Source organism: Streptomyces sp. NPDC051211 (genome assembly GCF_040689505.1).
Taxonomy (GTDB): Bacteria; Actinomycetota; Actinomycetes; order Streptomycetales; family Streptomycetaceae; genus Streptomyces.
Window position 1 is genome coordinate 83,874 of sequence record NZ_JBFBAV010000004.1, and the last position, 12,948, is coordinate 96,821.

General features: G+C 72.7%; 11 protein-coding genes. 5 read left to right on the plus strand and 6 right to left on the minus strand.

The window, feature by feature from the left end; genetic code table 11:
- Positions 1-97: 97 nt before the first annotated feature.
- The 6 genes from AB0447_RS06640 to AB0447_RS06665 form a co-directional block, all read right to left on the minus strand.
- Positions 98-901, minus strand: a complete 804-nt coding sequence (locus AB0447_RS06640) for a VOC family protein (protein ID WP_366475412.1) — start codon at positions 899-901, stop codon at positions 98-100.
- A gap of 142 nt (positions 902-1,043) precedes the next feature.
- A complete protein-coding gene (locus AB0447_RS06645) occupies positions 1,044-1,937 on the minus strand; it encodes an STM4011 family radical SAM protein (protein WP_366475413.1) in 894 nt (297 codons plus the stop codon).
- 5 nt (positions 1,938-1,942) lie between these two features.
- Positions 1,943-3,355: an STM4012 family radical SAM protein gene (locus AB0447_RS06650; protein ID WP_366475414.1), complete on the minus strand. Its 1,413-nt coding sequence runs from the start codon at positions 3,353-3,355 to the stop codon at positions 1,943-1,945.
- The gene (locus AB0447_RS06655) at positions 3,352-4,158 is read right to left on the minus strand and encodes an STM4013/SEN3800 family hydrolase (protein ID WP_366475562.1); all 807 of its coding nucleotides are present in this window, start codon (positions 4,156-4,158) and stop codon (positions 3,352-3,354) included. Before AB0447_RS06655 ends, AB0447_RS06650 begins: the two co-directional genes overlap by 4 nt.
- A 25-nt stretch (positions 4,159-4,183) precedes the next feature.
- Positions 4,184-5,320, minus strand: coding sequence for an STM4014 family protein (locus AB0447_RS06660; protein ID WP_366475415.1), 1,137 nt, complete (start codon positions 5,318-5,320; stop codon positions 4,184-4,186).
- Between the two features lie 10 nt (positions 5,321-5,330).
- The gene (locus AB0447_RS06665; RefSeq protein WP_366475416.1) at positions 5,331-6,293 is read right to left on the minus strand and encodes an STM4015 family protein; all 963 of its coding nucleotides are present in this window, start codon (positions 6,291-6,293) and stop codon (positions 5,331-5,333) included.
- 199 nt (positions 6,294-6,492) lie between these two features.
- Here AB0447_RS06665 and AB0447_RS06670 point away from each other — a divergent pair, with 199 nt between their 5' ends.
- The 5 genes from AB0447_RS06670 (at position 6,493) to AB0447_RS06690 (ending at position 12,918) form a co-directional block, all read left to right on the plus strand.
- Positions 6,493-6,819: a hypothetical protein gene (locus AB0447_RS06670; protein ID WP_366475417.1), complete on the plus strand. Its 327-nt coding sequence runs from the start codon at positions 6,493-6,495 to the stop codon at positions 6,817-6,819.
- Between the two features lie 99 nt (positions 6,820-6,918).
- Entirely contained in the window at positions 6,919-7,941 is a 1,023-nt protein-coding gene (locus AB0447_RS06675; protein WP_366475563.1) for a DUF6745 domain-containing protein, read from the plus strand.
- 331 nt (positions 7,942-8,272) lie between these two features.
- On the plus strand, positions 8,273-10,468 hold the full coding sequence (locus tag AB0447_RS06680) for a glycogen debranching N-terminal domain-containing protein (protein ID WP_366475418.1): 2,196 nt from the start codon (positions 8,273-8,275) through the stop codon (positions 10,466-10,468).
- 7 nt (positions 10,469-10,475) lie between these two features.
- The gene (locus tag AB0447_RS06685; RefSeq protein ID WP_366475419.1) at positions 10,476-11,510 is read left to right on the plus strand and encodes a glycosyltransferase family 4 protein; all 1,035 of its coding nucleotides are present in this window, start codon (positions 10,476-10,478) and stop codon (positions 11,508-11,510) included.
- A 235-nt stretch (positions 11,511-11,745) separates the two neighbouring features.
- The gene (locus tag AB0447_RS06690; RefSeq protein ID WP_366475420.1) at positions 11,746-12,918 is read left to right on the plus strand and encodes a polysaccharide pyruvyl transferase family protein; all 1,173 of its coding nucleotides are present in this window, start codon (positions 11,746-11,748) and stop codon (positions 12,916-12,918) included.
- Positions 12,919-12,948 lie beyond the last annotated feature (30 nt).

Below are 12,948 nucleotides of genomic sequence, written 5' to 3' on the forward strand. Positions count from 1 at the left end.
GGATGTCACAACCGCCCCGTGCGCGAACCCGGACGCCCCACGATAGCGATCAGACGTCCAAGTGGATCTTCCGCGTCCAGTGGAGTCGGCGCACGGATCAGGCCTGGCCCGAGGCCGGGGTCAGCACCACGAAGTCTGCGTTCGACGGGTCGAGGCAGACGGCCAGTCGGCCGACGCCCTCGGCGTCCTCCGGCCCCATCTGCACACGGCCGCCGTTCTCGGTGACCTTGGCGACCGCGGCGTCGCAGTCGGGGACGTTGAAGACCGGGTGCCAGTAGGCCCGCCCGTCCGCCAGGGCGAGGTTCTCCCGGGGAAGTTCCATCAGACCGCCGTGCATGCGCTCTTCGGGAAGTCCGGCGGGAGTGATGAGGGAGTACGTGCCTCCGCCGCCCGGCAGCTCCGTGTCACTGAACTGCCAGCCGAAGACGCTGCCGTAGAAATCCTTGGCGGCCGAGGCGTCGCTCGTGTAGAGCTCCGTCCAGGACAGCGAGCCCGGCTCGTCCACCAGTTCGACGCCCTTGTCCGTCCCGGGCTGCCAGACCGCGAACTGGCCCCCCAGCGGGTCGGTGTACTGCGCCATCCGGCCCCACTCGTCGAGGTCCCTCGGCGGCACCCGCACGGTGCCGCCGGCACTCTCGACGGCCTGGGTGGTGGCCGCCGCGTCGGTGACGTTGTAGTAGATCATCCAGGCCGAGCGTGCGCCCTCCTCGGTGAGCTTGCCGAGGCCGGCGACGATCTTGCCGTCCTTGCGGAACATCCCGCCTTCCATGTCCTCCCCCTCTCCCATGGACTCGTAGTCCCATCCGAACACGGCGCCGTAGAAGGCGGCGGCCGCACGGACGTCGGGAGCGCCGAGGTCGAGCCAGCAGGGGGAGCCGGGGCCGAAGTCAGTGGTGATCACGGTGACTGCCTTTCGCGGATCGGGTACGACCCAGCGTGTCACCGGACGCCGACACCCGCCCGTCGGCCGACCGCCCGCGGCACCGTTCCTGCCCCTCGGCCGGTTCGCGGCGTCCGTGGACGTGTGTTCGATCCCGAGGTCCTCATCGAGGTACCGGAAACACCCCACCGGCGCCGACCGGGACATGCCGGTGCGCCGGACCCGGGATGCGTTCGAGGACGCCGCCCGCGAAGACGTCGTAGAGGGGCAGGGTCTCCAGGTGGACGTAGCCGATGTGGCAGTCGCAGACGGCCAGGGGGCAGCGGCGGGGGGCCAGGGCGGCGCGGTAGGAGCCGTCGTAGAGGTTGCCGAGCTCGGTGCGGACGAAGTGGCAGCGGCGGACCGTGCCCCCGCCGTCCACCGAGATGACCGACTCCCCCGTCCGGCACGGCAGTCCGGCCGAGCGGTGGGGGCGGCGGCTGTACGGGAAGAGCGGGTCCAGGGCGGTCCAGTCGTCCGCCTCGGCATCGGTGTACGTGTGGCCCTCGGCGGCGTTGGCCCAGAGGTAGACGCCCTCGGGCAGGTCCGCGCGCAGCCGGCGTGCGTGGGGCAGGTTCTCGGGCAGGCCGACGATGCCGACGCTGTGGCGGATGCCGAGGTCGGCCAGCTCCCCGACCTTCGACAGGAAGCGTGCGTACGGCGTCTGGCCGGGATGGTAGGTGCACCACAGGGCCACGGAGGCCGGGTCGGCCTCGGCGAGCCAGTCGGTCCGGCAGCTGAGGTTGGTCTGGATGGCGACGCGGTCGACGTGCGGTTGGTGCGAGAGGTCCACGAGGGCGCGGCGGTACCAGGAGCGGACCAGGCCCTCTCCCCAGGGGGTGAAGAGGACCGAGAGCCGGTCGCCCTGCTGCGCCGCCGCCCAGGCGGTGAACCGGTCGAGGGCCGCACGGTCGGCGCGCAGCTCGGCGCGGGTGTCGCGGCGCTTGGCGAAGGGGCAGTACGGGCAGTCGTAGTCGCAGGAGGCGAGCGGGCCCCGGTACAGGATCGTCAGGTCCACGGCGGCTACTTCGGATCGTAGGCGGCCATGGCGGCCCGTACGGCGGGTGAGAAGAGCGCCGGCCCGAGGGCGTCGGAGTGGGCGAGTCCCTCCGCGGTCAGGCGCAGCTCCCCGCCCTCCGTCCCGGCTCCTTCCAGCCAGCCGCGGGCGGCGAAGGCGGCGAGTTCGGCGGGGAAGTCCTCGTGCGGGTCGGTGCCGAAGCGGTCGCGGTAGTCGGCGAGCGGCATGCCCCGGGCCTGCAGGAGGGACTGGAGGAGGTGGCGGCGGCGCGCCTCGCCGCCGTCGACGTACCTGCCGTGGACGGCGCGGCCGAAGTCCTCGGTGGCCGTGAAGTCGTCGATGATCGCCCGGATCTCGCCCATGTCGACGGCGTAGTCGAAGGAGTAGTGGAGGGCGGAGGTGTAGGAGCGGGCGCCGCAGCCGAGGCCGATCATGCCGTCCGTCTGGCAGGCGTGGTCGTCGGGCCCCTGCGGGGCGGTGCCGGCCCGGCGGAACATGCGCATCGACACCTGTTCGTAGCCCTGGGCGAGGAGGTGGTCGCGGCCCTGCCGGTACAGGTTCAGGCGCTGCTCGTCCCATTCCCTGTCGGTGTGCGCGGTGCGCCGGGCGAGGCCGGTGAGCGGGCGGACGTACAGCGGGTACAGGTACAGCTCCTCGGGCTCCCAGGCCAGGGCGGCGTCCAGGGAGCGGCGCCAGGTGGCGGGGGTCTGGCCGTCGATGCCGTAGATGAGGTCGATGTTGAGGACCGGGATGCCGGCCTCGCGGATCCGGCCGAGCGCGGCCTCGACGTCGGCGCGGCGCTGAGGGCGTACGGCGGCCCGCGCCTCCGCGTCGACGAAGCTCTGCACGCCGATGCTGAGGCGGGTGGCGCCGCGCTCGGCGAGGACGGCGAGCCGGTCGGCGGTCGCGGTGGCGGGCGAGGTCTCGACGGAGAGGGGGACGGCGCGCAGGTCCGCGCCCATGCGCCGCTCGGCGATGTCGCAGAGCCGGGTCAGCTCGTCGGCGGTGAGGAAGGTCGGTGTGCCGCCGCCGAAAGCGGCATTGGCGAACCGGACCGGGCCGTCGCCGCCGCTCCCGTCGCCGTCGCCGTCGCCGTCGTCGTCGTCGAGGGCTTCGCGGACGGCGGCGGCCTGGCGGTCGAGTGCGTCGAGGTAGCGGCCCGTGAGGCCGTCGGGCGCGCCGATGCGGGTGAAGAGGTTGCAGAAGCCGCAGCGGACCTCGCAGAACGGTATGTGGAGGTAGAGGGAGAGCGCGCTCTTGTCCTCGCCGCGCCAGAGGTCGCGCAGCACGGGCCGGTCGGGCAGCGGGCGGTACGCGGTCTTGTGGGGGTAGGCGTAGACGTAGCTCTGGTAGGGCCGGACGCGGGGACCGGTAACCGCCTCGGTGGGGGTGGCGGGGGCGAAGGCGGTGGCGGTCATGCGGACGGCTCCAGGAAGAAGTGGGCGTACGGCACGGTCCACACGGCCTCGTGCGCGAGGCGGTGGCCGGTGTAGCCGTCCTCGCCGTAGGTCGTGCCGTGGTCGGAGCAGACGATGGCGAAGCAGCGGCGGCGGGAGCTCATCGCGGCGAAGAGCCGGCCGATGTGGCGGTCGATGTACTCCAGGGCGGCGGCGTGCGTGGCGCGGCTGTCCCCGGCCTCCCGGGTGGCGCCGGGCAGGTGGAACCAGTTGGGCTGGTGCAGCGCGGACGCATTGAGGAAGAGGAACAGCCGCTGCTCCGCGGGGAGGGAGCCGACGATCCGCTCGGCCCGCTCGACCTGCGCCTCGAAGGAGGTGGGGGACGCCACGCCGAACTCCGGCTCCCAGTGGCTCTCCTGGAACATCCCGGGGAGTACGTCGCCCAGCGCGCCCTGCTTGTTGAAGAAGCCGACGCCGCCCACGCACACGGTGCGGTACCCGGCCGCGGCCAGACCGGAGACCAGGTCGGGGGTGTCGAAGACGTAGGTGCGCCCGGCGGTGGTCTCGCTGCCCGCGAAGCGCGCGGCGAACAGCCTCGGATGCGGTCCCGGCACGGCCGGGGTGGGCAGGAACCCGGCGAACATCGCCTGGTGGGAGGCGTAGGTGAAGCTGCCCGGGGCGTGCCGCGCCTCCCAGGCGCCGCCGGGCAGGTGGCGGGCCAGGTGCGGGATGCGCCCGGCTGCGGCCAGCTCGGCGGCGACGTCGTGGCGGAGGGTGTCCAGGGTGAGCAGGAGCAGGTCGTCGCGGCCGACTACCTCGTTCATGTCGGGCTCGTTCAGCGGGCCGGTCTCAGGCTGGTGCACGGTGGTGGTTCCTCGGGTGGTGGTGCAGGGGTGCGCGGTGCCGTGCGTACGGCGGTGCGGCGGCGACTTGGGCGGCGTACGTGTCGAGGCCCTCGGCCGTGCTGCCCGGCAGGCCGGTCAGGCCGGGCAGCAGATCGCCGAAGGCGTTGAGCTCCGCGACGGCGAACCGCCGCCAGCCGACGGCGGGCAGCAGGTCGACGCCGACGCACAGGGTGCCGGGGAAGCAGGCCGCGGCCCGTTCGCAGATGTCCAGGGCGTCGGCCCAGCGGGGGCCCGCGGCCTCGACCACGGCGGACAGGTCGCCGCGGCTCCCGCCGAGATGGAGGTTGGTCATGGGCGAGCGGCTGGTGCGCACCACGGCGTGGGTGGCCCGGCCGGCCACGAGGACCACGCGCAGGTCGGCGGCCCGGCCTCCCAGGGAGGCCTTGGGCCACCAGCGTTCGACGTGCAGTCCGTCGGGGGCGAGCGCATCGACCAGCGCGGCGGTCTCCCGCTCGCTGGTGAGGCGGCGCACCCGCAGGGAGTTGTGCAGGCGTCCGTCCTCGGCCGTCTCGACCGAGGTGGTGGCCCGGATGCGGCCCCGGCCGGCCGTCTCGACGGCGACGATGCCGGACGCGGAGGAGCCGTGGGCGAGTTTCACGAACACCCGCGGCATGCCGTGCGCGTCCATGAGGGCGCGTACGTCGTCCCAGCCGCGCACCGGTGCGCCGCCACCCGAGGTGGGGGACCGGGGTACGGGCACCCCGGCGGCCTCCAGGGCGCGGTGGCAGTTCCGCTTGTCGAAGAGGACGGCCAGCTCGTCGGGGTCGTCGAGGCGTACCCCGCCGGTGAGGCTCCGTACGGCCGCGGTGAACCGCGCGTACCAGCGGGCGCCGCCCTCCACGCGGGTCGGGTCGTCGAGGCCGCGCAGGGCCCGGTCCACCTCGGCGTTCTCCCCCGGGGAGTCCAGGCGTACGAGCTCGTCGGGGCCGAACGCGGCACCGCCCTCGCGCAGGACGGCGGCCCAGGGCACGATGCGGGGCGCGGGCAGCCCGGCGTCGCGGACGGCCCGGGTGAACAGGGCGACGCGGCGGTTCTCCGGGTTGCCGACGACCGCCCAGCGCGGGGGCGTGTGCTCCGTCATGGCCGCCGCGCTACTCGCCGACGGCGACGAAGCGCCAGACGCGGCCGTCCCACTCGTCCTCGTCGGCATGGCCCCGGTCGAGGTTCAGCTGCACGCCGGCGCTCTCCAGGATGTCCCGGAAGCGCTGCTGCAGCGGGTCGCCGAGGTAGTTGTGGTGGAGGTCGAGGGCGGCGAGGTGGGTGAGGGGCTGGCCGCCGAGCAGCGCGGTGCCGCCCTGGTCGGTGAGGACGCCCATGGAAAGGTCGAGGGTCTCCAGCCGGGCGACGACGGGCGCGGAGGCCATGGCGGTGGCGATCTCGTCCTGGATGTCGCTGTTGCGCAGGCCGAGGTGACGCAGGCTCGGCAGGCGGTCGCCGGCCAGGATGGGTTCCACGTCGCTCAGCGTGCAGTCCCCGCCGTAGTTCGCCGTGCCGAGCCAGAGGTCGAGGTGGTGCAGGGCGGGCAGGTCGCTCGCGGCGACGTTGCGGACGGCCCGGGCGGGCATGCCGCCGGTCTGGACGGTGAGGGAGCGCAGCCGCCGGTGGGTGAACGGAGGGATGACGAGGTCGCTGCCGCCGCGGACGCCGAACTCCTCCAGTTCGGGGAAGCCGTCGAGGAGCGGGCCGACGTCCCCCTGGTTGATCCAGGAGATCTCGCACTCCTCGGACTCCATGTCCCCGAGGAACAGGGCCCGCAGGGCGGGCAGCCGGGGGCGGGCGTCGAGGAGCGCGGCGATGATCTCCTCGGGGCCGTTGTCGTACGCGTCCTCCCACGCGCCGACGACGATCGCGCGGACGCGGGTCGTGTCGACGGCCGCGGTGAACCGGGCGAACGCCTCGGGCCAGGCCTCCTCCGCGTCATAGGTGTCGGAGGAGACCCGCCATGCGACGGCGTCCGCCTCGGGCAGCCGGTCCATGCCCTTCTCGTCGTCGGGCCCCGGGAAGTCGAAGACGGGCAGTCCGTACGACTCCCGCAGATGGCTCGCGTAACTCATGTTCCCCGCCCGTTCCTCGCCAGTCCTGTCCTGATCCGGTGCTGCGCCCGGTGTGCCGCGCTGCGATGCGCCTGCAAGTTGTAGCAAGCGGCGCTGACAACGGCGGAGGCAGGGGCGGTTGGAGGGCCGCTGTCAGACCCCCGCCCTAACGTCGGAAACGACGCGGCGCACCGGGCGGCGCGTGGGAAGGGGGACACGTATGTACCGGCAGGGGGACGTGCTCATCGTGCCGCTCGAGGAATCGGCGGTGCCGTCGTACGCCGCGGACGCGCCCTCGGAGCCACGGGACGGGCGCGGGCGGCTCGTACTGGCGCTGGGCGAGGTGACCGGGCACGCCCACGCCGTGCCGGCGCCGGGCCGACTGGTGCGGGAGCCGGGCCCGTTGGCGCCGCTCCTGCTGCATCTGCCCGACGGGGGGCGGGTGGTGCACGAGGAACACGCCGCGATACCGCTGCCGAAGGGCTGGTACCGGGTGGTGCGGCAGCGCGAGTACGTGCCGGGCTCGGTGCGGATCGTGGCGGACTGAGTGACGCCGGGGGGCGGGATGACGGCGACGGAGAAGGCGAACGGGACGGACAGGCCGGACGTGGCGGAAGTGACGGAACTGATGGAAGTGACGGGCGGAGTGCGCGGGGTGGACGGGTGGCGGGCGGACGCGGCGGCGACCGGGCCCGCGGACCGTGCGGCGGCGGAGGCGGGCGTGCGTCTCGCCTACCGCACGGCGGGACTGCCCGAACCCGACCGGATCGTGTGGGCGGACTCGCCGCGGGCCGCGGTGGGCCTGCTGGGCGATCCGGACGGCCCGTGGGGGACGGACGTGCGGGGGCCCGGCGTGCGGGAGCAGGTCCGCAGCGCGCCGTGGGCGGCCGAGCGTGCCCGCCTGCACGGGCGGCTGGGTCCCCAGGGCTGGGGCCGGAGATGGGCCCTGACGGGCGCCCGGCTGTGGGAGAACACCGAGCGGCTGGCCGGCCGTATCCGCACCGGGATCGTCGAGGACCTGGCGGAGGACGCCGCGGAGGAGGCCGAGGTCCGGCTGCTGCTCCTGGACGCCGTGCTGGGCCAGCACGACGCCGCCTGGCTCTGCGCCTTCGACACGGGCGAGGGCACACCGCTGGAGGGGCTGGCCGCGGTGGCCCGGGCGGCGGGCTGGTGGTGGCCGTACGAGCGGCTGGCCGTGCTCTGCGAGCGCCCGGTGGAACTGCACCGGGACGAGGCGGGCCGCCTGGACCGCCGTGACGGGCCCGCCCTCGCGTTCCCGGACGGCTTCGCGCTGTTCGCGTGGCGCGGGATGCCCGTGCCAGCGGACTTCCTGGCCGGGCTGGACGCATTGACGCCCGAGCGCATCCGGGAGGAGGAGAACGCGGAGCTGCGCCGGGTGATGCTGGAGCACTACGGCTACGAGCGCTACCTCACCGATTCGGGTGCAGAGCCGGTGCACCGGGACGGGACGGGCGTCCTGTGGCGGTCGCCGCTGCCGGGCGACGAGGACGTCGTGATGGTCGAGGTGGTCAACTCCACGCCCGAGCCGGACGGCACGAGCCGCACGTACTGGCTGCGGGTGCCGCCGGACACGCAGACCGCGCGGCAGGGGGTGGCCTGGACCTTCGGCCTCGACGCGGAGGTGTACTCGCCGGTACGCGAGACCTGACGGGGCGCCCTCGGCCCGGCGCGGAGCCGGGACCGGATCCGGCGCCCCGGGATCGGATCTTCGAGGTGGTCCTCGACGGACTGCGGCCGCGCTGAACCGAAGGCGCACGGCGCAGGCGGTCAGGCGTTGGCCCAGGTGGTGGACGGGATGGCGTGGCCGGACGTTCTGCCCGGGCGGGGACCGTGTCCGTGCTGTAGGACTTGAGGGGTGCCTGCGTCTCCTCACAGGGCCGGCGGATCCGACCGAGGCGGTGAAGCATCGTGAAGCAGCGTGAAGCAGCGGGTCGGCGCTACGGCGGTGTCGTGGGGCTTCGGCGCCATCGGGAGGAAGCATGAGCGCGGGATTCGACGCGATCGTCGAACATGAGCCCGCAGTGCACACCACAGCCACGGTGACGCTGGTCGAGGGGCCGACGTTCTGCGTCTCCGGAACGCTGGGGGACATGGACGCGGGCTCCCCGCAGGGGCTTTTCTTCCGGGACACCCGCGTCATCTCCGACTGGCGTCTACGGCTGGATGACCGCCTTCCCCACGAGCTCACCGTGCTGTCGGGAGACCCGTACAGCACGACGTTCGTGTCCCGTGTCCCGCCGCGCGGCTCGGAGACGGAGGTGCTGCTGGAGCGCCGGCGGTACGTCGGTGAGGGCATGCGCGAGGACCTCCATCTGCGCAATCTCGGCAACCGGCCCGTGTCGCTGGTGCTGTCCCTGCACGTCGGAGCCGATTTCGCCGATCTGTTCGACGTGAAGGAGAACCGGCTGCAGTCCCGCGGCGAAGTCTCCGCCACGCCCCAGGACTCCAGCCTGAGCCTTGCTCTGAAGGCGGGGAAGGGGGAGCGCGGGGTACGGGTGACGGCAGCCGGCGCCCGCGCCAAGCCCGACCGTCTGGAGTTCAGCATCAGCCTTCCGGCCCACGGCGAGTGGCGCACGACCGTCCTGGTCCAGCCGAGCGTCGACGGCCAGGAATTCACCGGCACCTTCCCGACGGAAGCCGAGGTGAGCGACTCCTCACCCGCTCGGCGCATGCGGGCGTGGCGCGAGGCCGCCCCGCGTGTCGGTGAAATCGAGGACCCCGAACTCCGGCGGACCCTGCGGCGCAGCGTGGAGGACCTCGGAGCGCTGCGCATCTTCGACCCGCAGCACCCGGAGAACGTGGCGGTCGCGGCCGGCGCGCCGTGGTTCATGGCGCTGTTCGGGCGGGACTCGCTGCTGGCCTCCTACATGGCGCTGCCGCTGGACCCGGGTCTGGCTCTCGGCACCTTGCAGACCCTGGCACGCGCACAGGGCAGCACCGTCGATCCGCAAACGGAGGAGCAGCCCGGGCGGATCCTGCACGAGACCCGTTTCGGCCTGGACTTCCCGCTGGCTCGAGGCGGCGGCAGCGTCTACTACGGAACCGCGGACGCGACACCGCTGTTCGTGGTGATGCTCGGGGAGCTGCGGCGCTGGGGTATCGCCCCGGAGGCCGTCGATGCCCTCCTGCCCCATGCCGACCGGGCGCTGGAGTGGATCGAGCAGTACGGGGACCGCGACGGCGACGGCTTCGTGGAGTACCACCGGATGACCGAGGACGGCCTGCTCAACCAGGGCTGGAAGGACTCCTTCGACGGCGTCAACTTCGCCGACGGCCGCCTCGCCCAGTCGCCGATCGCCCTGTGCGAGGTGCAGGCGTACGTGTACGCGGCATACGTCGTACGGTCGCACTTCGCACATGAGACGGGCGACATGGCGGCCGTCGAACACTGGGCGCAGCGGGCGGCCTCGCTGAAGCAGGCGTTCAACGAGCAGTTCTGGCTGCCCGACCGCGGGTGGTTCGCCATCGGACTCGACCGGGACAAACGCCCCATCGACTCGCTCGCCTCCAATATGGGCCACTGCCTGTGGACCGGGATCGTCGACGAGGACAAGGCGGCCCAGGTGGCCGAGCGCCTGCTGTCGCCGGAGATGTTCACCGGCTGGGGGATCCGCACGCTGGCTTCCTCCATGGGCGCCTACAACCCGATGAGCTACCACAACGGGTCGGTGTGGCCGCACGACAACGCCATCGTGGCCACGGGCCTGATGCGCTACGGCTTCGTCGAGGAGGCCCAGCGCGTGGCGACCGGCATCCTGGATGCCGCCGAGGCGTTCGGGGGCAGGCTCCCCGAGCTCTTCTGCGGTTTCGACCGCAGCGAGTACGAAGCACCCCTGCCGTACCCCACCTCGTGCTCCCCGCAGGCGTGGGCGGCGGCCGCCCCGGTGCAGCTCATGCGGGCGCTGCTGCGCCTGGACCCGTGGATGTCACACCGGCAGGTGTGGGTGGCGCCGGCCTGGCCGGAGCGCTACGGGCGCCTCCACGTCCACAACCTTCCGCTGGCCGGTGGCCGCGCGGAGTTGTGGGTGAACGGCGGCTCGACCCGTCTCGATGGTCTGGCCGACGACGTGGAGGTCATCCTGCAGCCCCGTCGGCCCCTTGCCGCGGCACCGAGCCACCGGCGGTCGTCGGCGCCGCCGCCCGCCGGTCCCGGTGCCGTAGAGGCCGGGGAGTGATGCGGTCGTGAACCGTCGTCTCGAGATCGCCATGGTTTCGACGCCGTGGTTCGGGTTGCCTCCCACCGCGTACGGGGGGATCGAGTCCATGTGCGCGGACCTGGTCGACGGTCTCGTGGAGCTGGGTCACAAGGTGACCGTCCTCGGCGTGGGCGTCAATGGGACCAAGGGCGATTTCATCGCCACCGACGTCACCCCGCAGGGCGACAGACGGCTCGGCAGGTCCGGACCCGACGTACTGCACGCCGCCCGTGTGGGACAGGTGCTCCGCACCCTCCGCCCGGACATCGTCCACGACCACTCCACCGCGGGACCGCTCCAGGCGGGCCAGCGACCGGTTCCGACCGTGGTGACCGCGCACGGGCCCGTCTCCGGTGAGATCGGAGACTACTACCGGGCCCTGGCCGGATCGGTGAACCTGGTGGCGATCTCGCGGGCCCAGCAGGAACAGGCACCTGACCTCGCATGGTCCGGCCAAGTCCACAACGCGGTACGCACCCTTGACCATCCCTTCCGCGAACAGAAGGGCGACCGTGTCCTCTTCCTCGGCCGGATCGCCGCGGACAAGGGCGTCCACCTCGCCATCGACGCCGCCCGCGAGGCGGGCAGGGCGATCACCATCGCGGGCATGTGCAACGACCCCGAAGAGCAACCGTACTTCGAAACGGAGGTCGTGCCCCGCCTGGGCGAGGACGCCCAGTGGGTGGGCGAAGTGGACTACCACGCCAAACGGGAGCTCCTCGCGGATGCACGCTGTCTGGTGTTCCCGATCTGCTGGGAAGAACCCTTCGGCATGGTGATGATCGAGGCCATGGCCTGCGGCACACCCGTGGTGGCGTTGCGCCGGGGGTCCGTACCGGAGATCGTCGAACACGGCGTGACCGGATACATCTGCGATCACCCCTCGGAACTGGCCCACGCCATTCAGTCGGTCGACCGGCTGTCCGCGCGGGACTGCCGCAGGCGGGTGCTCGACCGGTTCGATGTCACCGGCATGGCAGCGGCGTACGAATCGCTCTACCATCGCCTGACGAGTGCCTGAACCGATTTGTCACTGTTCGAGCGGGTATCCGTAACGGGCCGTGTGTGGCAATCCGCACCGAATCCACCATGGGTGAAACCGGTGCAGAAGTGCCTGAAAGGGTATGGCATGGGAAAGGGCTGGGAACGGCTGTCGGCCCGGTGCAAGCCGGTGCCTGCGGTCACGGCGAGTCGCGGCGTGGGCCGCATGCTCGCCCTTCCGTCACTTGGCGCGGGAACACGCTGGGGGACCGATCATGGATGACCGAAGCAGTGTGACCGTAGGGGTCCTGGGCTCCTACGGCGGGCGGAACGTGGGCGATGAGGCGATCCTCACCGCCATGCTGGACCGCATCCGGGCCGAGCGTCCGGACGTCCGGATCCTGGTGTTCTCCCGCAATCCCGACCACAGCCGCAGTGTCCATCCGGACATCGAGGTCGCCGGGTGGGAAGGCCTGTGCAAAGAGCGGATCTCCGAGCACCTGCGCCGGCTCAGCGTGCTCGTGCTCGGGGGCGGCGGAATCCTCTACGACACCGAAGCGCGCCGCTACCTGCGCCTGGCCCGGACCGCCCAGGAACTCGGCGTTCCCGTCTTCACCTACGCCGTGGGCGCCGGTCCGCTCACCGACGAGGCGGACTGTGCATGGGTCCGTACGACGCTCTCCGACGCGGCCGAGGTGACGGTGCGCGACGAGGAGTCCAGGCTGGTGCTGGAGGAGGCCGGGCTGTCCCGGCCCGTCTCGGTCACCGCCGACCCGGCGCTGCTGCTGGAGCCCGGAGACGGCGGGGCGGAGCTCCTGCGGGCCGAGGCGGTTCCGCAGGGAGTGCGGCTGGTGGGGATGAGCGTCCGGGAACCCGGCCGTGCGGCCGAGAGCCTCGACGAAGAGGGCTACCACCAGCTCCTGGCCAACGTGGGCGACTTCCTCGTCCACCGGCTGGACGCGCACGTCGTCTTCGTCCCGATGGAACGCGACGACATCCGGCACTCGCACGCGGTGGTGTCCCACATGGCGGACGCCGATCGCTGCACGGTGCTGCGCGGCAACTATCGCCCGCAGCAGGTCCTCGACATCGTCGCGCGGCTGGACATGGCCATCGGCATGAGGCTGCACTTCCTGATCTTCGCCGCGCTCGCCGGCATCCCCCTGCTGCCCCTGCCCTACGCGGGCAAGGTCTTCGACTTCGCCCAGCAGGTCGGCGCCCCCGCCCTGCGCGGCGTGGTCAGGGAGAACACCGGCCTGCTCCTCGCGGAAGTGGACCGCCTGTGGGACGAGCGGCCCGCCCGCGCGGCGCACACGTCCGCTCGCACGGCGTCGATGCGGCTGCGGGCCGTTCTGACCGCCGACCGGCTGCTCGCCTACCTGGACCGCATCGCGCCCCGTCCCCCCGTCGACCGCGCCGCGCCGGCGGTCGCGTCCGCAGCCGGCTGAGCCTGCCGGTACGCGACGCCATGGTCTCCC